The following is a 20,164-nucleotide window of genomic DNA, read 5'->3' as shown; positions in this document are numbered from 1 at the left end:
GGATCAGCGCCGGGCCCGGTCAAGAATGGCTTTCATATCCCGCACGGCGTCTTTCAGCCCCGAGAAGACAGCGCGGGCGATGATTGCGTGCCCGATGTTCAATTCATTGATGCCCTGAATAGCCGCAACCCGCTCGGTATTGTGGTAGTGCAAGCCATGCCCGGCGTTCACAATTAACCCCTTTTTCCGGGCATAGGCGACAGCATCGGCAAGCACACGAAAGGAAGCATCGGCCTTTTCCGGGTCCGAGGCTTCTGCATAATCCCCCGTGTGAAGTTCAACCACTGGCGCCCCACACCGAACCGCCGCGTCGATCTGAGCAGGGTCAGGATCAATAAACAGCGACACCTCCGCCCCGATCCGCGCGAGACGTTCGCAAGCCCTGGCAACTCGCTCCTCCTGGCCATCGACGTCAAGCCCACCCTCAGTGGTGAGTTCTTCACGCTTCTCCGGAACCAGGCAGACACACTCAGGCCGGACCTGCTCGGCAAACGCCAGCATGGCATCGGTCACCGCCATCTCCAGATTCATCTTGGTTTGCAGAACCTCCCGCAACAGCAGAACATCACGGTCCTGTATGTGCCGGCGATCCTCCCTCGGGTGAATGGTAATACCGTCAGCACCGGCCTCTTCCGCCACCAGGGCCGCCTGAACGGGGTCTGGATAGCGCGTCCCCCGAGCCTGCCGCAGGGTTGCCACATGGTCGATATTCACTCCAAGTAACACTCGGGAATTCATGGTGTTCTCCCAGATAACGGATTTGAATGACTGAACAGGGTTCGACTATGCAGGGGCTTGCCCTGCATCAGATAATCTACCAGCACACGCATAACGCGCTTCGCTGTTTTTCGTGGGGCATCGCCAGAGTAGTTTCCCTCCCCCAGTGCCAGCAGCGCTTCCCCGGGAAGATGGCGCAGCGGCACATCGGGTGATGACGACGAGACAATGCCTTGCATCGGATCGTAGCCGTAAACACATCCCGCCTCCACCGGCACCCGGGTGTCGGTGGTTTCGTCCCAGGCAAAATCGTACCCCAAAGCCGACGCAAAGGCCCGCTCAAAACGGCGCAGGACCGGCTCGACATCGCCTTTCGAAGGCAGGTTTGCAAGCGCTTTCAGGGTTTCAATATAGCTGGCGAATAACGCCGGGGAAGGGTCTGAAACCGGCAGAACGCGCTGAACCAGTTCGTTGATATAGAAGCCGCTATACAGAGCCCGCGGGTGACGGACTGCTGAGGCATTCCGGACTTCGAGCTGAACCAGAGTTTTCAGGTCACTCTTACCCGTCCAGTCCACCAGCAATGGCTGAAATGGCTGCAACTGGGCCTTGAGTGGGCTTCGGGCACTATTGGCGCCACGGGCCACCACACTCATTCGCCCGTGGTTCAGCGTGAACAGGTCCACCAGCAAGGCCGTTTCCCGCCAGGGGCGGCGGTGCACAACATATGCGGGCTCCTGCTGCACCGCGCCTTTCATGCCGGCCTCAGAAATCGCTCATACCCAGGCTCTTCAGGGCTCTGTCGCTGTCTGCCCAGCCGCGTTTCACTTTTACCCAGAGCCGCAACATTACCTTTGAGTCAAACATGCGCTCCATATCGGCGCGGGCCTCCTGACCAATCCGCCGCATGCGCTCACCTTTGTCCCCAATGATGATTTTCTTCTGGCCTTCGCGTTCCACCAGTATCAGCGCAGACACATGCAGGGTTTTCCCCTGAAGTTTGAACTCTTCGATTTCTACCGCCACCGAGTATGGCAGCTCAGCCCCAAGCTGACGGGTAATTTTCTCCCGCACCATTTCGGCAGCCATGAAGCGTTCACTTCGATCCGTAATCTGGTCATCCGGATAAAAGTGGACACTCTGGGGAAGATAACGACCGACGGCGGTTTCCAAGGGCTCAAGATTGGTTTCCCGGAGCGCCGACAACGGAATAATCTCGGCAAACTCCCGTTTCTTCGACAGCATCTCCAGATGCGGAAGCAACAACTCACGCTTTTCCAGTTTATCGACTTTGTTCACCGCGAGAATCACCGGGCACTTAACCCGCTTGAGTTTCTCCAGCACCAACTCGTCTGCACTGGTCCAGGCCAGCTGATCGACCACGAACACCACCACATCAACATCGATCAGCGCTGAAGCCGCCGCCTTGTTCATGTACCGGTTCAGGGCCCGGGGTTCATCCTCATGCATCCCTGGCGTATCTACGTATATGGCCTGCACAGCCCCATCAGTTTTGATGCCGAGCACCTGATGGCGCGTAGTCTGAGGTTTACGTGAGGTGATACTCAGCTTCTGGCCAAGGATGTGATTGAGCAACGTCGACTTGCCCACGTTCGGCCGGCCAACAATCGCCACGAAACCGCAGCGGCTGTCCGGGTTATCCGGCAAAGTAATATCGGTCATCAGGAGTTCTCCACACCCAGTTGTTTGAGTGCATTACGGGCGGCCTGCTGTTCAGCAATACGCCGACTGCTGCCTGTGCCCGAGGTCTTTCGATCCAGCGACGGCAACGCACAGGAAACGTGAAACGTCTGATTGTGCGCTTCGCCATCAACAGAGATCACTTCATATCGCGGCAGAGGGTATTGTCGGGACTGCAGGTATTCCTGCAACCGGGTCTTCGGATCCTTCTGGGTATCCTGAATATCCAGATTCGCCAGTCGTTGATCAAACCAGCGCAATACCTGATCACGACAGGTATGAAAATCACTGTCCAGATAGATGGCACCAATGATGGACTCCACGGCATCGGCCAGAATGGATTCCCGCCGGTATCCGCCGCTTTTCAGTTCTCCGGAGCCGAGCCGGAGATACTGTCCCAACTGGAACTCACGGCCAATTTCGGCCAGGGTAACGCCTTTGACCATTCGGGCCCGCAACCGGCTTAACTGCCCTTCACGGGCTTTCTCGAAATGAAGGTAGAGATGCTCGGCAATCACCATATTGACGATGGAATCACCCAGAAACTCCAGGCGTTCGTTATTCTGATTGCCGAAACTACGATGGGTAAGCGCCAACAAAAGCCGTTCCGGCTCTTTGAACTGGTAGCCAATGCGGCGCTGAAGTTGGTCTAGGTCTGGTTGTGAACTCACTGGCCCTTGAACTCATACTCGTGCTGGAAATGAACAACGGTGTCCACGTTCCGGAAAATGTTATTTCGAACCTCGTAATCGACATTGATCACAACCAACTCGCCGTTTTTCTCGACCGAGATGTTCTTGGGATCAAAGCCAGCGACGTTGTTCACGCTCAGTCGTTTATTGATCAGGCTACGAACCTGTGCCGGCCCCATCTTGGACAAGCCTTCAGTACCGTCCAGGCTCTCCAGTGCCTCCTGAATAGTAAAGTCATCCAGGTAAGCCGGGCCTATCTTGATGGCCATTGTCAGCAGACCACCAAAAAACAGAGCCATGATCATCATCGTCAGGGCGCCGCCTTGCTGTCTGTTAAGGCCTGCAGGGTAATTCTTTCTCATTGTCAGTCACTCCGGAACTGTCGTTATTATTGAATGCCACCCACCCGATCAAAAGATGGCAGACTTGTCAGTGATTGCCAGTGCATCCAGATGGCAAAGGCTTTCCCCACCACCATCTCGTCTGGCACGGTGCCCCAGAAACGGCTGTCATTACTGTTGTCGCGATTATCTCCCATCACGAAGTAATGCCCGTCCGGAACCACCCATTCTCCCTCGCCAGAGCCACTCACCCGCCCCATCGTCAGATAGAGGTCGTGTTCCACGCCACCCAACTGTTCCCGCCAGCGCTCCATCGGGGGCAGACGGGCAACAAAATCCCGGGGAAGCGGCTCATCATTGATAAACAACTGCTTGTTCCGATAGCGCACATGGTCACCCGGCAACCCGATCACTCGCTTGATGTAATTGGTTGAGCCGTCCTCCGGATAGCGGAACACCATCACGTCACCCCGCTCAGGATCGCCGATTTCGACGATCTTGGTTCCGGCGACAGGCAGACGGAGGCCGTAGGCGTACTTATTCACCAGAATGAAATCCCCCACTTCCAGAGTTGGCAACATGGAGCCCGAGGGAATCTGAAACGGTTCAATCAGGAAGGAGCGCAACACCAGCACAACCGCAAGTACCGGAAAAAAAGATCGGCTGATGTCCACCAGCCAGGGTTCCTTGTCACCAGAACCCGATTCGGATTCGGATTCGGATTCGCCAACCTCACCGCCCTGATCAAGGTCGGCAAGCCGACGTTTCTTCAGAAACAGCACATCTGCCAGCCAGACCACGCCAGTCGCAAAGGTCAGAACCACGAGTACCAGTGGAAAATCAATGTCCATCCGGGCGCCTTTTTAGTTATCCACTTTCAATACAGCAAGAAACGCTTCCTGAGGCACCTCGACATTACCCAGCTGCTTCATGCGTTTTTTACCTTCCTTCTGCTTCTGAAGCAGCTTCTTCTTACGGCTGACATCACCACCGTAGCACTTGGCGGTTACGTTCTTGCGCAACGCCTTGACCGTGACCCGGGACACAACCTGGGTACCAATCGCAGCCTGTATGGCAATATCGAACATCTGGCGCGGGATCAGCTCTTTCATTTTCTCGATCAGCTGACGCCCTTTACGGTTCGACACATCCCGGTGAACGATCAACGCCAGCGCATCGACACGCTCACCGTTGATCAGGACATCCAGACGCACCAGATTGGCAGGCTGAAAGCGAACAAAGTGGTAGTCCAGCGAGGCGAAACCCCGACTGGCCGACTTGATACGGTCAAAGAAATCCATCACCACTTCTGCCATCGGCAACTCATAGGTGACTTGTACCTGAGTGGACATGAAGTGCATGTTCTTCTGCACACCGCGCTTCTCTTCACACAGGGCAATCACGTTACCCAGATGCTCCTGGGGCACCAGGATGTTGGCTTCAACAATAGGCTCGCGCATCTCTTCAATGGAACCAATATCCGGGAGCCGGGACGGGTTGTCCACCGACAGCGTCTCACCCTGCTTGGTGACCACCTCATAGATAACCGTCGGGGCGGTGGTTATCAGATCGAGATCGTACTCACGCTCCAGCCGCTCCTGAATGATTTCCATGTGCAGCATGCCCAGAAAGCCGCAACGGAAACCAAAACCCAGCGCATCGGAGTTCTCAGGTTCAAAGAACAGCGACGCATCGTTCAGGGTCAGCTTTTCAAGCGCATCCCGGAAGTCGTCATAATCATCCGCGCTGACCGGGAACAAACCGGCATACACCTGGGGCTTCACTTTCTGGAAGCCCGGCAGCATCGGGGTTTCTTCCGCGAACTTCTGATGCACGATGGTGTCACCAACCGGCGCACCATGGATATCCTTGATGCCCGCAACCACAAACCCGACATCACCGGCTTCCAGCACATCGGTATCTTGGGGCTTGGGGTTAAAAATACCGACCTTATCGGCACTCCAGGCCTTCTTGGTGGACTTGATGACGATTTTGTCGCCCTTACGCAGCACACCTTCAGTGACCCGTACCAGCGACACAACACCCAGGTAATTGTCGAACCAGCTGTCAATGATCAACGCCTGAAGAGGTGCCGACCGATCGCCTTTGGGCGGGGGAATTTTCCGGATAAGATCTTCCAGCACATCCTCAACACCGAGGCCGCTTTTGGCGCTGCAACGAACCGCGTCGCCTGCCTCAATACCAATAATATCCTCAATCTCGGCCGCAACCCGCTCTGGCTCTGCCTGGGGCAGGTCCATCTTGTTCAGGACCGGCACAACTTCCAGCCCCTGCTCAATGGCGGTATAGCAGTTGGCGACAGACTGGGCTTCAACCCCCTGTCCGGCATCAACCACCAGCAACGCGCCTTCACAGGCATACAGGGAGCGAGACACCTCATAGGAGAAATCTACGTGGCCCGGAGTATCGATGAAGTTCAGTTTGTAGGTTTCACCATCTTTCGCGGTGTAATTAAGCGTAACACTCTGGGCTTTGATGGTTATCCCACGCTCCCGCTCCAGATCCATGGAATCCAGGACCTGCTCGGCCATTTCACGGTCGGTCAAACCACCGCACGTCTGGATAAAACGGTCCGCCAACGTGGATTTACCGTGGTCGATGTGGGCAATGATGGAAAAGTTACGGATTCGGCTCAGTTCAGTCACAGACAATGATTACTCATATAAGACGAAGGATTGAGCCCGGAGGGGCCGCTACCGGGATCCGGGAACGGCGTGATTTTACCGGTTACCGGCCGCCATTGCCATGTTCAGGAAATAAGCGGCTTCTCGTACTGTCGGATCAGGAATCCGATCAGGGCATCTTCATCCAGCGGATAACTGAAGAGATTGCCCTGACACTGCGCACAACCAGCTGATTTCAGGAAGGCGAGCTGCTGAAGAGTTTCCACCCCTTCAGCCACCACCGTCAGGTGCAGCTTGTGAGCCAGGGCGATGACCGCCGAGGCCACATCGGTGGCACTGACGTTGTAGGGTATGTCACGAATGAACCGGTGATCAATCTTGATCACATCCAGTGGCAACTGCTGCAAAGACACCAGCGAACAGGACCCGGTTCCGAAATCGTCCAGTATCAGGCAGACCCCAAGATCGTTCAGGGACACCAACAGCTCACGAAGCATCCTGGGGTCCTCATTGAGCAGCTCCGCAGGCATTTCCAGCTCCAGCCGTTCCGGAGACACACCGGTTTCCGTAATCACTCGACGGATCATGTCCAGAAAACCGGAATCAGTCAGCTGCCGAACCGAAAAATTCACTGCCATTTTGAGAGATTCGAAGCCGGCCCGCTCAAGCGCCTGTACCTGGATACAGGCCTGGCGCAAAGCCAATTCCCCAAGCCGGATGATCAGCCCGGTCTCTTCCGCCAGCGCAATGAACTGCTGCGCTGACACCAGCCCTTTTTCAGGATGATGCCAACGGAGGAAGGCTTCCACACCAATCACCCGCTGGCTTGCCAGATCCACTTTCGGCTGATAATGCAGAACAAACCGGTCGCCATCGAGCGCGGTCGCCAATTCCTCCTGCTGCAATAACCGGCGAGCGGCCTGGATATTCATCGCCGGGGTGAAAAACTGATAGGTATTCCGCCCCAGTTCCTTGGCCCGGTACATTGCCAGGTCGGCATATTTCATTAAAGCACCGGTATCCTCACTGTCGTGCGGAATCATGGTGATACCAATACTGACCGTTACTCCAACCTCGTGATCATTCAGTCGAATACGCTGGCACAAACGCCGAAGGATGTTCTCGGCCACTTTGCCCGCCGCCTCGGACCCACTGATGCGGGACAGCAGCACCACAAATTCATCGCCACCGAGGCGGGCCACGGAATCTTCTTCGCGGACACACCCTTCGAGCCATTGCGCAACCTGGCACAACAACTCGTCACCGGCATCATGGCCCAGCGTGTCATTGATGCGCTTGAACCCGTCCAGATCCAGAAACATCAACGCAGCCGCCTCACCACTCCGCCGGCTGCGGCGCACCACATGGTTTAACCGATCCCGGAACAACTGTCGGTTAGCCAGCCCAGTCAGCGGATCATAAAACGCCAGTCGATGCAGTTCCGACTGGGCAGCTTTGAGCTGGGTCAGGTCACGAAGACTGAGAACCACCCCATTGACCCCTGGCACCGACAACATGGCCGTGAATGTGCCTTCCATATCACGCCACTGTCCTTCAGCATCCCGGACCCGGGCACGAACGACCGGCATCTGCTTACCCGGCGCCGCTTTAGATTCTTCAAACCCCCGCTGCAGGTGCGACCAGTCATCAATGTGCACCAGTTTTTCAAATTCCAGGGATTCCACCTTCTCGGGATCGAAGCCAAGGATGTCACGGCTGGAGGGGCTCGCATACATGGGGTGGCCATAGCGATCCATCACGAGGGTCACATTGGCGGCCCCTTCCGTGATGGCGCGATAGCGCCCGGCACTGACCTGGGCAATCAGTCTTGAACGGATCATAGCCATGACAAACAGGCCGAGCAAAAGACTGATAGCAAGCCCCGACCCGAGAACGATGGGGGGCCTTGGGTCCGCGGCCAGATAATCAAAGGCCGGAGTTGAGCGTGTCTGTAACAGCCACTCGCGGCCACCGTGGGAAATCTTCTGGCTCATCTCAAAGCTGTATTCATTGTCCAGCGACCCGAGATTGGAGCCGTACATCAGGGTTTCCCGCTCAACCACACCGCTGTCATAGATGCGAACGTCCAGAAACGGCGAAATAAGCCCGACAATGCCATCAATCAGGTTGTTCATTCGAAACGCGCTGAAGACATAACCCGCCAGCATCATCCGCCGCTCAGCCCGGATATCCGGAATCTCCCCGCCCTGAAAAACCGGGTAATACATCAGAAAGCCGGCCTGATCCTCCGCAACCGTTTCCTGCACCAGCACCACCTTGCCCGTCACCGTTGGAATAGCGTCGTCCCGGGCATGCTCCATAGCAGTGCGGTGAATGGGGTCACTGAATGCATCGTAACCAAGCGCCTTGCGGTTTCGCTCTGTTCCCGGCTCCAGATACACCATGGGATAGTAGTACGGACCGGTACCCAGCGGTTTGACAAGATATTTGTAGAGCCCTTCGGCACGTACCGAAGCAATGTGATCGGCCATATCCCGGACACCAATACGCTCAACGTAGCCAATGCCTTCAATACCCGGGTAATAGCGATTGATATCAACTTTGTCGACGTACTCCTTCCACTGCTCGCGGGTCACATCCCCCGTGACCGCAAACAAACCCGCACTGCCGGCGAGTACCTGCTCGTAGTTAAGCAGGCGTTCTTCTATGGCAGTTTTCAACTGCAGTGACTGTGTACGAAAACGGGCTTCAGTACGATCTTCCACCAAACGAATAGAGACCTGCCAAAGCGTAATGGTGGCAATCACCGACACAAGGAAAATCACCCAAGCGATCCAGGAATTGCGGAGCTTGAGCAGTTGGCGGAGGGGAAGATCCCTTTTGATCATCATTATTGTTGGTCCGCTCCATGACCCTGTTTATTGTCAATTCCGGCGAGTATAGCAAAAGCCCCCGAACGTGTCGTGACACGCCAGGGGGCCAAATACCTCAGAAATCCGAATCGTCTCAGGGCTTCATGACAAGATAAATAGCCCGCCCCTGCCGGACAATCCGGACCGAAACTGCTTTGTCGTCCGGAAGCCCCCGGACCACCTCTCTGAAGTCTCCGACAGAGCGAACCTGCTCTCGGTTAATCTCGGTGATGATATCCCGCGCACGAATCCCGGCGTCAAAGGCCGGACCACGCTCAACCCCGGATACCAGAACACCGCCGTCCACACCCATGGAACCCGCAATTTCAGGGGTCAGTGCCTCAACCGACAAACCGAGACGCGTGTCAGCAGTGTCTGCTTCACTACTGGTGGGTGGCTGGGATGACGCCGTGCTGCCATCCGGCAACTTGCCGATTTCAACATCCAGCTCGATTTCTTCGCCACCCCGGAGCACGGTCAGGCGTGCCGACTCTCCAACCGGCGTGCGCCCGACCATCGGCGGAAGATCCGAAGACAACTCAACGCCCTCCCCCTCAAACTCAAGTACGATATCACCGGACTTCAGGCCACCTTTCTCTGCCGGAGAACCCGGCATGACTTCAGCAATCAGTGCTCCGCGGGGGCGACGTAACCCAAAGCTTTCCGCGAGATCCCGGTTCACCTCCTGAATCAGCACGCCAAGCCAGCCGCGCGCAACCATGCCTTTGTCCCGGATCTGACGAAAGACGTTCATGGCGTCGTCAATCGGAATGGCAAAAGAGACCCCCATAAAGCCCCCGGACCGGGTATAGATCTGGGAGTTGATACCAACCACTTCACCCTCAAGGTTGAAGAGGGGGCCGCCGGAATTGCCGGGGTTGATCGCTACATCGGTCTGGATAAACGGCACATAGTTTTCCGATGGCAGGGAGCGACCAAGGGCACTGACAATGCCCGCGGTGACGGTGTAATCAAAACCGAAGGGGGAGCCAATGGCAAAGACCCACTCCCCCACTTTCAGGTCGCGGGAACGACCCACGCTGGCGACAGGCAGGTCCTCGCCGTCTTCAATTTTCAGAACCGCCATATCCGTACTTGGGTCCGTACCCACAATGGTGGCAGTGAATTCACGACGGTCGTTCAAGCGGACGACCACTTCGTCGGCCCCTTCAACCACATGATTGTTAGTCAGGACATAACCGTCTGATGACACAATAAAACCGGACCCCATGCTCCGACTCGGCTGCTGCGACCGGGGTGATCCACCAAACGGCGACTGAGGGCCACGGAAGAAATCCTGCAGAAAAGGAGGCAACTGCTCCAGTTGACGCTCGTCAAACGGTAGCCCGTGAAAGCCACCGCCACGGCTGGTTGGCTCGGTTGTGGTACTGATATTGACCACCGCACTGGAGTTTTCTTCGACCAGCTCCGTGAAATCTGGCAACCCACTGGCCGCAATGCCCTGGCTCCAGAAAACCGACACCAGTGCAGCGAGCATCAACAAAACACCCCATCTCGCCCCCTGACTGGCAACCATGGGCAAACTGACAACCCCCACCTTGTTTTCCGGCATGTTGAACCCCCTGAATTAACTTACGTTTACCCGATTATTCTGGGATCGAACCATGGATTTTCAACTTAAAAAACGGTAGGGATTATTGATATGTCGAGGACGCAATCGTATTGACCCGAACCAGGTGAGGCTGATAACGATCCCCCGCCCCGGATTGCCAGCGGCGAACCACCCCAAATCCCAGCCCAAGGCCAGCCAGCGCGCCGAGAATGGCGGCCAGGTCCGAGCTCTCTGACACAGAGTGCCCCAGAAGGCTACCAAACAGCATCAGAACTAACGGCAGGCCGTAAAGGGCCACTGACGCCCTCAACAGAGATTGTTCATCCAGACCGACTTCCACCTCGTCACCAACCCGCGCACCCAGAGTATTGTCCACCAACACCTGATTGGCCCGCCCCGACGAGACGGCCGCCAACGCACGCTGCCCACACCCCGAACGCGCAGAGCAGCTCTGACAGGCACTGACGCTGATGGTCTGCACCCAGATCTGGTCACCGGCCATCGCCACTACCCTGCCAGACTCGGTAATCATGACCCGGAAAGCTCCAGAATAAAGTCGTCGTCAATCTCTACCGAATCTGCGACTTTTCGGGCCGTGCCCGGCGGAATCTCACCCACCACGGCAACCAGAAACGAACGCTCAGACATCACTACTTCGCGCATGTAGATGGTGGTTGCACCAACCCGAGAAGCACCTGTGGGCATTTTCGGCTGACCCACGGGCTCAACGAACACTGAAAAAGCCGTCAGGCCATCCGAAAATGCCACCGCTTTACCGTTGCCCGACCGAGGGGCCGCAGCAGGCATAAAGCCTTCGGGCTTCCAGGACAGCGTCCAACCATTCATGCGTCCCAGAGGGGATTCCTGGCGCTGAGGATTATCCAGAGTCCGGGTAACTTCCCGGCCACGGCTCTGTACCTCAAGCTCGTCATCGGCGATCTCGTTGGTAATTTCCAGATGTGTAAACTGGAAGTGCTCCAGCACCTCGCCATTCACATCCCGCACCTGACTCTTCACCAGAAGACCGGTCTCTTTCTCCAGCCAGAGCCGATGACTGTACCGATGCTGATCCCGGGCTCCCAGTAACACAATCGCCACATCATAACCGGCAATCCGGTCTTCACCGGCGAGTTCCGGCTGATACCAGCGCCCAATGGGCATCAGCTGGCTGGTAAAAGCTTCAGCAAAGGGGCCAGACGGAATCACTTCGTCCAGTCTGACCTGCCCCTGGTCAGGCAGGACACAGACAACATCCATGCCTTTACGGACAATCTCACCACTACCGCCATCCTGCATGACCAGGCGCTCTTCTACCCGTCCATCTCGGTATCGGTGAGCAATGCGCATTGAATGCACCTGGCTTCCGCGAGCATAAACAAAGACTCCACGATAGGAGGTCATATTGAGAGCGGGGCCAAGTCGTTCCAACCAGGCCATAGCAGCTGCCGAATCCCTGGCGCCCGGCTCACCTGCTCTGGCCGGGCCGGTCAACAGGCACAGCAGGGCCAGGCAGGCCAGGACAGGCCAGACTCCGGTTCTGCTCGATACCTGAACATTCATACACTCACGCTCCCGGTTCAGTAATTACCGCTGGCACTCACCAGACGGGCATATCCCACTGAGCCACGTCCGGCACCCACGCTATTGTGCTGGGCGTGCTCAAGCAAATACTGACGCATCTGGCGCAACTGCTCTTCATCCAGCCTCTGAAGCGCCACTTCTTCGACCGCCGCCGACCAGGCCGCAGATGGCTCACCGCCTGCAAGCCCGGGCACCGGACCACCGGAACGGGTATCCCAGCCTGCGCCAGCCCCGAAACCCACAATCAAGGCCATAAACACCATCGCCGCCACCGGCCAGCGCCATACGGAGATCCTCGGTGCGGCAACCGGCGCAGAGGCCTGCTCAGATCGCGCCTGACCGTCAAGTGCGTCCCGGACAGCGCTGGCGACGTCGATGCCGTCGGCCGGACCATGCTGCTCGTGCATCAGATCCCTGACCTGCTGCCATCGTTGCCACTGGGCTCTGACGTCGCTCTGGCTGTCATGGGACAACAGCCGGCGGACAGACAGCTCATCAGCTTCATCATCCATCATCGAAGACAGAGTTTCTCTGAGACGATCATCCATCGGATGCAACCTCATTCACGTGACTGACTAATCAAGTAACGGCCCAAGGTGGCGGTCCACCGAGTCCCGCGCCCGGAAAATTCTGGAACGGACAGTCCCGATGGGACACTCCAGTATTCGGGCGATATCTTCATAACTCAGGCCATCGTACTCCCTGAGCAGGAAGGCCGAACGCAACTCTTCCGGCAAACCGGCAATGGCTTCCGCAAGTGCTTTCTGTAATTGCTCCCGCTGCAACAACCGCTCGGGGGATGCCGGGTCCCTCAGCCTGCCGCCATCGTCGTAGTTTTCGGCTTCGGCAACATCGGCCGACCCTTGAGGCCGGCGGCCCCGGGCTTCCAGATAATTCTTGGCCGTATTCACGGCTATCCGGTACAGCCACGTATAAAAGGCGCTGTCTCCCCGAAAACGATCAACGGCCCGGAACGCTTTGACAAACGTTTCCTGGGTCAGGTCCATGACTTCCTGACTGTCGTAGACGTAGCGACTGATAATCGACGCAACACGGGACTGATACTTCACTACCAGCAGGTCGAAAGCCGCACGGTCTCCGTTCCGGACCTTGCGAACCAATTGCAGATCCGTCTGGCTATCGGACTGCTCACCGGGTTTCCAGTCATTCTCAGGCGTCATGGACGAAGCAACAGAAAGTCCTGATTTTGGGGCCAGTGGCCTGACCTCGATACGAGTGGCTTGTGTCATTGGGCTGTTCCAGCGTTCGTTCACTACCCCGTATACCCGTTGTGCCCGGAAGAACAGGGTTATCCGTTAGCCCAAATAGACAGCAAGCGTAAAGTTTAGTTCAATACACGTCCACATTATGGCCCGCGACTACCACTCAATGCCACAGTCCTACGAATACGATGTCCTGATTATCGGCAGCGGCGCTGCCGGCCTTACCGTTGCCCTGAACCTTCCGGAGCATCTGCGCGTTTGCGTCATCAGCAAAGCCGAAATCAGTTCGGGAGCAACGCTCTGGGCTCAGGGAGGCATTGCCGCCGTTCTGGACGATACCGACTCGGTCGAGAACCACATCCAGGACACCCTGAATGCCGGCGGAGGACTGTGCCACGAGGACGCCGTCCGCTTTACCGTTGAACACAGTAAAGAGAGCATCCGATGGTTGATTGACTCCGGCGTGAAGTTTACCCGCCAGGACGACGGCGAAGATTACCATCTCACCCGGGAAGGCGGGCACAGCCATCGCCGGATCATCCACGCGGCCGACGCCACCGGCCATGCGGTCTCCACCACCCTGGCCGACCAGGCACGGGCGCGGCCCAACATCGACCTCAAAGCCGGCCGGGTGGCCGTTGACCTCATCACAAACCGGAAACTGGCCCTCCCCGGCAATCGCTGTGTCGGGGCCTACATTCTGAACCTTGAAGACAACCACGTGGAGCTGTTCCGGGCCAGATTCACCGTCATCGCCACCGGCGGCGCGTCCAAGGCCTATCGTTACACCACCAACCCCGACGGCGCTTCTGGTGATGGCATCGCAATGGCCTGGCGGGCCGGATGCCGGGTCTCAAACATGGAATTCAACCAGTTCCACCCCACCTGCCTCTACCACCCCCATGCCAAGTCGTTTCTTATTACCGAAGCGGTCCGGGGTGAAGGCGGTGTACTCCGGTTACCGGATGGCAGTCGCTTTATGGACCGGTTTGATGACCGGGCTGAACTGGCCCCCAGAGACATCGTCGCACGAGCGATTGACCATGAAATGAAACGCCTCGGCGCCGATCATCTGTACCTCGACATCAGTCACAAACCGGCCGATTTCATTAAACAGCATTTCCCAACCATTTATGAGAAATGCCTCGGGTTTGGCATCGACATCACCCGGGAATCCATTCCTGTGGTCCCGGCAGCGCACTATACCTGTGGCGGCGTGGTCAGTGACGAACGGGCACGAACCGACGTCAACCAGTTATACGTGGTTGGTGAAGCGGCCTTTACCGGCTTGCATGGCGCCAACCGCATGGCCAGCAACTCCTTGCTCGAGTGCCTGGTGTATGGCCGGGCTGCCGCTCAGGACATCGCCCGCCGGGAGGCCGACATTCCGCCTCCACCGTCCGCGCCCGACTGGGATGAAAGCCAGGTCCGGGATTCCGACGAAGACGTCATCATCTCCCATAACTGGGACGAGTTACGGCACTTCATGTGGGATTACGTCGGCATCGTCAGAACCACCAAGCGTCTCCAGCGGGCAAAACACCGGGTGGATCTTCTGTCCCGGGAAATCAGCGAGTTTTACAGCAACTACCGGGTTTCCAACGACCTGATCGAACTGCGCAACCTGGTCACCGTGTCCGATCTGATCATCTGCTCGGCTCTGCAGCGCAGGGAAAGCCGGGGTCTGCATTACACTCTGGACTACCCGGGGCTGCTGAACGATGCCCAGGATACCCTTCTGGTGCCAACCAACTACCGAACCCCGACGCCCTGAGTCAGGGCATCTTTCCGATTCAAAAGGCAGAATGACTATGTCCGAATCCAACACTTCTCAGGACCACACCGACTTTCACCGCCTGTGGTGGCACAGCCGCCGCGGCATGCTGGAACTGGACGTTCTTCTGCTTCCGTTCCTCGAAGAGGTATACCGGGATCTCGCGCCGGAAGACCAGGCCCGCTACCGCAAGCTGCTGAGCTGCGAAGACACCGACATGTTTGAATGGTTCATGCAACGCAGCAAACCGGACGATCCGGATCTTCGGCACATCGTTGACATGATCCTCAACCGTGTCCAGCCGGATTGAACTGACCCTGTCACCCTCCTGGTCAGCTGGCCTGCTGGCCTGCCTGCCCTGGGGCGGGCTGTCAGCGGCTGTTCTGACAGCAGGCCTGACAACGACACCGGCGGCCTGCGCGCTTCTGCCAGTCACTTTGTATCTCGGGTGGCAGGACTTCCGCCGCTGCGGCCTGCTGACAGGCCCCGGTGCCGTTACGGGCCTGACCGTCGAGGGTGACCGCCTTCACTGCGCTCTGGCCGACGGCCGTGAGCTGCCAGCGAGCATTCATGGCTGCAGCACCCTGGGCGCAACCTTCCTGGCCTTGAAAATACGGCCAACCGGCTCCAGATCCGCTGCCATGACAGCCATTCTGCTCGCCCCTTCCGGGCCACTTCGAGCCAATGTTTGCAAACAGGCCTTCCGAAGGCTGAGAATGTGGCTCCTGGTGGGGCCTGCCGCCATCACCCGCTGAACCAACATTTCATCCGGAGCTTTCGATGACCAACACCGAGACGCCACGTCACGCCAACCCGCACGGCTGGGCGAACCTGACAGACCGGGTTCTGGCCAGAATCAGTGGGCCAGGCGCAGATAAGTTTGTTCAGGGCCAGTTCAGCCAGAACGTCGATGAAGTGACCAGCGCCCAGTCTCTGCGAGCTGCTGCCAGCACCCCGAAAGGCAGAGCCTATTGCCTTACCCGGCTGGTGCGGGACGGTGAGGACCTTCTGATCGCTCTGGAACAGGAGATGGCCGAGGAGACAATTACGCACCTGAACAAATACCTGATGCTGTTCCGGGGCACCAGCCTTGAGCGCCTCGAGTCGGGCAGAGTCATTGGCCTGATGGGTTCAGAAACCGCCGAAGCCATCGCAGGCACCGCAGCCCGCGATCTGACACAGCCAGGACAACAGGCAGAAACGCCTCTTGGCTACCTGATACGCCTTGAGGACGACATTCATCAGCAAGCCCGCTACGAACTCTGGCAAATCACCGCAGACGGCACCGGCCTGCCCGCCACCGAGGCGTCGCTGCCAGACTGGCAGGCCTCCGAAATCCGAGCAGGGGTTCCCCACCTGACCCCCGCGACACGCGAAAGCTACGTACCGCAAATGCTCAACCTCCAGCACCTGCGGGGGATCCACTACAAAAAAGGCTGCTATACCGGGCAGGAAGTGATCGCACGAATGCATTTTCTCGGCCAGCTCAAAAAAAGCCTGTTCCGACTCGCCTTCTCGGGCATTGGTACTGCCCCCGACGCCGGAACCCGGCTGATCGTTGGCGACAAAGCCGTTGGTGAGGTAGTGAACGCGGTGCTGACCACCCCGCAAGGGGGCGAGATGCTGGCAGTCATTCGCCACGACTCAGCCAGCCAGCCACTGACGCTTGAAGGCGCCGACAACCTGAAGCTCACCGTACTTGACTTGCCCTACCCGGTACCGGAACGGGAAAAGCCAACCGGTGCGGATACATAAGTTGACAGGAAATACCGGAAAAATTTGCTATAAATTAAAACAGATACCGGTATTTACCCCGTGCTTGGGGCCTCCAGACAAGCGGAACCTAACTGACCATGGCCAATATTGTTGAAACCATCAAAACCGACCTGAAAGCAGCCATCGAGAACGACAAGCTGGTGCTTCCGACCCTGCCGGAAGTCGCGCTTCAGGTTCGGGACATCGCGGAGTCCGAAGATTCAGCCATTGCCGATCTGGTCAAAGTCATCAGCAACGACACCGCCCTGTCGGCCCGGATTATCAGAGTGTGCAACAGCCCCCTGTTCCGGGGCAGTCGCGCAATAGAAAACCTGAACATGGCTGTTAGCCGGCTTGGCATGGCATACACCAGCAATCTTGCCATGGGGCTGGCCATGGAACAGATGTTTCAGGCTACCTCTGACATGGTCGACAAGCGCTTGCGAACCACCTGGCAAACCAGCACGGAAGTGGCCGGCATCTGTCACGTACTGGCGCAACACTACACGCGACTCAAGGCCGATCAGGCCACCCTCGCCGGGCTGGTCCACCTGATCGGAGTCCTACCCATTCTGCGCTATGTCGAAGATCAGGATATTCAGATCAGCAGCATTATGCTCGACAACGTGATTGACGAACTGCACCCGGGGATTGGCTCACTGATCCTCAGAAAATGGGACTTCCCGAAAGAATTGCAGAACGTACCTCTGGAATACGCCAACTTCCAGCGCCACGTGCCATCAGCCGATTACGCCGATCTGGTCATGGTGGCAAACCTGCAACTGATCGCGGGTACCGATCATCCCTGGAATGAGATCGACTGGACAAAGATTTCAGCGTTCGACCGACTGGGGCTCGACCCGAACATCGACATGAGCGAGGAAGAAGACCTGAACGCCCAGATGGAAGCGGCAATGGCGTTACTACAGTAACCCCTGAACTCCCCAGGCATGCCCGCCAGGCGCCCACGAGGAAGCGCCTGGACCATCAGGACGTCACTTCTGGTATCTGGCGAGCAACTCAGCCTTATCAGGGAGCGCCCAATTGACGGGAGCCCTCCCCTGCTGCTGCAACCACTCGTTAGCCTTTGAAAAGTGCCGGCAACCGAAGAATCCACGGTACGCACTCAGTGGCGAGGGGTGAGGTCCCTCAAGAACCAGATGACGGTTCCGGTCAATGCGCTGCCCCTTCTTCCTGGCGTAGCTGCCCCACAACAGAAACACAACGTTGTGACGCTCCCGGTTGATCACTTCGATCACTTTGTCGGTAAACGTTTCCCAACCCTTACCCTGATGAGCCCCCGCACTGGATTGCTCAACCGTGAGTACGCTGTTAAGCAGCAGCACACCTTGTTCGGCCCATGGCTGCAGGCAACCATGGTCTGGCGGCGCAATATTCAGGTCCGTTTCGATTTCCTTGAAGATATTCACCAGCGACGGTGGCGGGGGGACCTGAGGCCGAACAGAGAAACACAGACCGTGGGCCTGCCCCGGGCCATGATAGGGGTCCTGGCCAAGGATCACTACGCTTACCTGATCCAGTGGAGTACTGTTCAGGGCGTTAAAGCAGTGGCTACTCGGTGGGTAAAGAACCTTGCCAGCCTGCTCCTCAGCTGCCAGGAATTCAGCCAGCTTCTGCATATAGGGCTGGCGGAACTCATCCGCCAGCCGCTCGCCCCAGCCTTGACCGGGCTTCAGTTGTTGAGCCAGTGCCTCGGCAGGGTGCATAAGGTTACTCGCTGTCCGGCTTTGTTTCGGCTTTGTGCTCAGGCCGCATGGCCGGGAACAGAATGACGTCACGGATAGATGGCGAGTCAGTCAACAGCATGGCCAGGCGATCGATACCAATGCCTTCCCCTGCGGTCGGCGGCAGACCGTATTCCAGGGCCATGACGTAGTCGTCATCGTAGAACATGGCCTCGTCATCACCCGCATCCTTCTCGGCAACCTGGGCCTGGAAGCGCTCAGCCTGATCCTCGGCATCGTTGAGCTCAGAGAACCCGTTCGCAATTTCCCGACCACCAACGAAGAACTCGAAGCGCTCGGTGACAAACGGATCGCTGTCTTTACTGCGGGCCAGAGGCGAAACTTCTTTCGGGTACTCGGTAATGAAAGTAGGCTGCATCAGGCGGTGCTCTGCCGTCGCTTCAAAGATTTCAATCTGAACCTTACCCAGGCCCCAGATGTCCTTTACCTGAATCCCGAGGTCTTTGGCCACAACCCGTGCCTGCGCATCGTCCAACAGCTGCTCCCGCGTGATGTCCGCGTTGTAGCGGAGGATCGCGTCCACCACTGTCAGACGCTCAAAGGGCTTGCCGAAATCGTATTCGACTGTTTCCTCGGTGCCGTCCTTCAGCGTGCGGGTATTGGTGACCAGCGTCGAGCCCAGCACCTTTTCAGTAATGGTGCGCAGCATGTCTTCGGTCAGATCCATCAGGTCATTGTAATCGGCATACGCCTGGTAGAACTCGACCATCGTGAATTCAGGGTTGTGACGCGTCGACAGGCCTTCATTGCGGAAGTTGCGGTTGATCTCAAATACCCGCTCAAATCCGCCTACCACCAAACGCTTCAGGAACAGCTCGGGCGCAATACGCAGGTACATATCAATGCCCAGCGCATTGTGATGGGTCACAAATGGCCGTGCGGTAGCCCCGCCCGGAATCACCTGCAGCATGGGCGTTTCCACTTCCATGAAGTCCCGCTCAGCGAAGTACTGTCGCATCACATTGATGATCTTGGAACGGGCATAAAATATCCGCCGGCTGTCCTCGTTCACCATCAGGTCGACATAGCGGTGACGATAGCGCGCTTCGGTATCGGTGAGGCCCTTGTGTTTCTCGGGCAGTGGGCGCAGGGATTTGGTGAGCAGGACATACTCATCCATGGTCACATAGAGATCCCCCTTGCCAGACTTGGACAAGGTTCCTCGCACTCCCACGATATCACCCAGATCCCAGTGCCGGGTGTCTTTCTGGACGTCTTTGGAGGCGTATATCTGGATGCGGCCAGTCATATCCTGAACCACCTTGAACGCCTTGCGGTCAAGCATCATCCGGCCGGCGATGGCCACTTTGATCCCCAGACCCTCCAGCTCTTCCTTGGTTTTATTCCCGTATTCTGCCTGCAATTCGGCAGCGGTGGCATCCCGGCGGAAGTCGTTAGGAAACGGATTGCCCTGCTCACGCAACGCAGCCAGTTTGGCGCGGCGCTCGGCAATCAGCTTGTTGTCCTCATGCTGTGCGGCGTTCTGAGTCTGTTCAGTCATCTTGGCTCACTAAAGAAGTCGG

General features: G+C 57.3%; 20 protein-coding genes. 5 read left to right on the top strand and 15 right to left on the bottom strand.

Going from position 1 to position 20,164, the window contains the following annotated elements:
• Positions 1-3: 3 nt before the first annotated feature.
• The 13 genes from pdxJ to rpoE all read right to left on the bottom strand — a co-directional run bounded on the left by pdxJ (position 4) and on the right by rpoE (position 13,304).
• Entirely contained in the window at positions 4-738 is a 735-nt protein-coding gene (pdxJ, locus tag K325_RS0104785; protein WP_029653126.1) for a pyridoxine 5'-phosphate synthase, read from the bottom strand.
• Positions 735-1,475: a DNA repair protein RecO gene (gene recO, locus K325_RS0104780; RefSeq protein ID WP_029653125.1), complete on the bottom strand. Its 741-nt coding sequence runs from the start codon at positions 1,473-1,475 to the stop codon at positions 735-737. Before recO ends, pdxJ begins: the two co-directional genes overlap by 4 nt.
• A gap of 7 nt (positions 1,476-1,482) precedes the next feature.
• Complete coding sequence (gene era, locus K325_RS0104775; protein WP_029653124.1) at positions 1,483-2,400, bottom strand: GTPase Era; 918 nt, start codon at positions 2,398-2,400, stop codon at positions 1,483-1,485.
• Positions 2,400-3,089: a ribonuclease III gene (gene rnc / locus K325_RS0104770; RefSeq protein ID WP_029653123.1), complete on the bottom strand. Its 690-nt coding sequence runs from the start codon at positions 3,087-3,089 to the stop codon at positions 2,400-2,402. The genes era and rnc overlap by 1 nt, the downstream gene beginning before the upstream one ends.
• Positions 3,086-3,472, bottom strand: a complete 387-nt coding sequence (locus K325_RS0104765) for a DUF4845 domain-containing protein (protein ID WP_029653122.1) — start codon at positions 3,470-3,472, stop codon at positions 3,086-3,088. The genes rnc and K325_RS0104765 overlap by 4 nt, the downstream gene beginning before the upstream one ends.
• A gap of 26 nt (positions 3,473-3,498) precedes the next feature.
• Positions 3,499-4,302, bottom strand: coding sequence for a signal peptidase I (gene lepB, locus K325_RS0104760; protein WP_029653121.1), 804 nt, complete (start codon positions 4,300-4,302; stop codon positions 3,499-3,501).
• Positions 4,303-4,314: 12 nt separating this feature from the next.
• The gene (gene lepA, locus K325_RS0104755) at positions 4,315-6,117 is read right to left on the bottom strand and encodes a translation elongation factor 4 (RefSeq protein WP_029653120.1); all 1,803 of its coding nucleotides are present in this window, start codon (positions 6,115-6,117) and stop codon (positions 4,315-4,317) included.
• A 104-nt stretch (positions 6,118-6,221) separates the two neighbouring features.
• Positions 6,222-8,948, bottom strand: coding sequence for a bifunctional diguanylate cyclase/phosphodiesterase (locus K325_RS0104750; RefSeq protein WP_029653119.1), 2,727 nt, complete (start codon positions 8,946-8,948; stop codon positions 6,222-6,224).
• 115 nt (positions 8,949-9,063) lie between these two features.
• Complete coding sequence (locus K325_RS0104745; RefSeq protein WP_036193055.1) at positions 9,064-10,506, bottom strand: DegQ family serine endoprotease; 1,443 nt, start codon at positions 10,504-10,506, stop codon at positions 9,064-9,066.
• A gap of 118 nt (positions 10,507-10,624) precedes the next feature.
• Positions 10,625-11,074, bottom strand: a complete 450-nt coding sequence (locus K325_RS0104740) for a SoxR reducing system RseC family protein (protein ID WP_029653116.1) — start codon at positions 11,072-11,074, stop codon at positions 10,625-10,627.
• Positions 11,071-12,102, bottom strand: coding sequence for a MucB/RseB C-terminal domain-containing protein (locus tag K325_RS0104735; RefSeq protein WP_029653115.1), 1,032 nt, complete (start codon positions 12,100-12,102; stop codon positions 11,071-11,073). Before K325_RS0104735 ends, K325_RS0104740 begins: the two co-directional genes overlap by 4 nt.
• A 17-nt stretch (positions 12,103-12,119) precedes the next feature.
• Positions 12,120-12,671 (bottom strand): RseA family anti-sigma factor, encoded by a 552-nt coding sequence (locus K325_RS0104730; protein ID WP_029653114.1) that lies wholly within the window; start codon positions 12,669-12,671, stop codon positions 12,120-12,122.
• Positions 12,672-12,698: 27 nt separating this feature from the next.
• Positions 12,699-13,304 (bottom strand): RNA polymerase sigma factor RpoE, encoded by a 606-nt coding sequence (gene rpoE / locus K325_RS0104725; protein WP_156836569.1) that lies wholly within the window; start codon positions 13,302-13,304, stop codon positions 12,699-12,701.
• Positions 13,305-13,512: 208 nt separating this feature from the next.
• Here rpoE and nadB point away from each other — a divergent pair, with 208 nt between their 5' ends.
• The 5 genes from nadB (at position 13,513) to K325_RS0104700 (ending at position 17,807) form a co-directional block, all read left to right on the top strand.
• Complete coding sequence (nadB, locus tag K325_RS0104720) at positions 13,513-15,120, top strand: L-aspartate oxidase (protein ID WP_206558228.1); 1,608 nt, start codon at positions 13,513-13,515, stop codon at positions 15,118-15,120.
• A 37-nt stretch (positions 15,121-15,157) separates the two neighbouring features.
• Positions 15,158-15,430: an FAD assembly factor SdhE gene (locus tag K325_RS0104715; protein WP_029653111.1), complete on the top strand. Its 273-nt coding sequence runs from the start codon at positions 15,158-15,160 to the stop codon at positions 15,428-15,430.
• A complete protein-coding gene (locus K325_RS0104710; RefSeq protein WP_029653110.1) occupies positions 15,414-15,875 on the top strand; it encodes a hypothetical protein in 462 nt (153 codons plus the stop codon). Before K325_RS0104715 ends, K325_RS0104710 begins: the two co-directional genes overlap by 17 nt.
• Before the next feature lie 25 nt (positions 15,876-15,900).
• Positions 15,901-16,875: a CAF17-like 4Fe-4S cluster assembly/insertion protein YgfZ gene (ygfZ, locus tag K325_RS0104705; RefSeq protein ID WP_029653109.1), complete on the top strand. Its 975-nt coding sequence runs from the start codon at positions 15,901-15,903 to the stop codon at positions 16,873-16,875.
• Between the two features lie 98 nt (positions 16,876-16,973).
• Positions 16,974-17,807 (top strand): HDOD domain-containing protein, encoded by an 834-nt coding sequence (locus tag K325_RS0104700; protein WP_029653107.1) that lies wholly within the window; start codon positions 16,974-16,976, stop codon positions 17,805-17,807.
• Positions 17,808-17,870: 63 nt separating this feature from the next.
• Here the strand turns inward: K325_RS0104700 and ung are convergent, their stop codons facing one another.
• Entirely contained in the window at positions 17,871-18,602 is a 732-nt protein-coding gene (gene ung / locus K325_RS0104695) for a uracil-DNA glycosylase (RefSeq protein WP_029653106.1), read from the bottom strand.
• A gap of 4 nt (positions 18,603-18,606) precedes the next feature.
• Positions 18,607-20,142, bottom strand: a complete 1,536-nt coding sequence (lysS, locus tag K325_RS0104690; protein ID WP_029653105.1) for a lysine--tRNA ligase — start codon at positions 20,140-20,142, stop codon at positions 18,607-18,609.
• Positions 20,143-20,164: the final 22 nt, after the last annotated feature.

Origin of the sequence: Marinobacter daepoensis DSM 16072, from assembly GCF_000421165.1 — a bacterium.
Taxonomy (GTDB): Bacteria; Pseudomonadota; Gammaproteobacteria; order Pseudomonadales; family Oleiphilaceae; genus Marinobacter; species Marinobacter daepoensis.
This window is presented reverse-complemented; position numbering and strand designations above follow the sequence as displayed.

What these genes read in the sequence shown, in the direction of transcription:
- K325_RS0104750 (WP_029653119.1), bottom strand. Translation starts at nt 8,948, where the DNA reads ATGATGATCAAAAGGGATCTTCCCCTCCGCCAACTGCTCAAGCTCCGC.
- K325_RS0104740 (WP_029653116.1), bottom strand. Translation starts at nt 11,074, where the DNA reads ATGATTACCGAGTCTGGCAGGGTAGTGGCGATGGCCGGTGACCAGATC.
- K325_RS0104700 (WP_029653107.1), top strand. Translation starts at nt 16,974, where the DNA reads ATGGCCAATATTGTTGAAACCATCAAAACCGACCTGAAAGCAGCCATC.
- rpoE (WP_156836569.1), bottom strand. Translation starts at nt 13,304, where the DNA reads ATGACGCCTGAGAATGACTGGAAACCCGGTGAGCAGTCCGATAGCCAG.
- ygfZ (WP_029653109.1), top strand. Translation starts at nt 15,901, where the DNA reads ATGACCAACACCGAGACGCCACGTCACGCCAACCCGCACGGCTGGGCG.
- lepB (WP_029653121.1), bottom strand. Translation starts at nt 4,302, where the DNA reads ATGGACATTGATTTTCCACTGGTACTCGTGGTTCTGACCTTTGCGACT.
- lysS (WP_029653105.1), bottom strand. Translation starts at nt 20,142, where the DNA reads ATGACTGAACAGACTCAGAACGCCGCACAGCATGAGGACAACAAGCTG.
- K325_RS0104735 (WP_029653115.1), bottom strand. Translation starts at nt 12,102, where the DNA reads ATGAATGTTCAGGTATCGAGCAGAACCGGAGTCTGGCCTGTCCTGGCC.
- ung (WP_029653106.1), bottom strand. Translation starts at nt 18,602, where the DNA reads ATGCACCCTGCCGAGGCACTGGCTCAACAACTGAAGCCCGGTCAAGGC.
- K325_RS0104745 (WP_036193055.1), bottom strand. Translation starts at nt 10,506, where the DNA reads ATGGTTGCCAGTCAGGGGGCGAGATGGGGTGTTTTGTTGATGCTCGCT.
- era (WP_029653124.1), bottom strand. Translation starts at nt 2,400, where the DNA reads ATGACCGATATTACTTTGCCGGATAACCCGGACAGCCGCTGCGGTTTC.
- pdxJ (WP_029653126.1), bottom strand. Translation starts at nt 738, where the DNA reads ATGAATTCCCGAGTGTTACTTGGAGTGAATATCGACCATGTGGCAACC.
- K325_RS0104715 (WP_029653111.1), top strand. Translation starts at nt 15,158, where the DNA reads ATGTCCGAATCCAACACTTCTCAGGACCACACCGACTTTCACCGCCTG.
- recO (WP_029653125.1), bottom strand. Translation starts at nt 1,475, where the DNA reads ATGAAAGGCGCGGTGCAGCAGGAGCCCGCATATGTTGTGCACCGCCGC.
- K325_RS0104765 (WP_029653122.1), bottom strand. Translation starts at nt 3,472, where the DNA reads ATGAGAAAGAATTACCCTGCAGGCCTTAACAGACAGCAAGGCGGCGCC.
- K325_RS0104730 (WP_029653114.1), bottom strand. Translation starts at nt 12,671, where the DNA reads ATGGATGATCGTCTCAGAGAAACTCTGTCTTCGATGATGGATGATGAA.
- nadB (WP_206558228.1), top strand. Translation starts at nt 13,513, where the DNA reads ATGCCACAGTCCTACGAATACGATGTCCTGATTATCGGCAGCGGCGCT.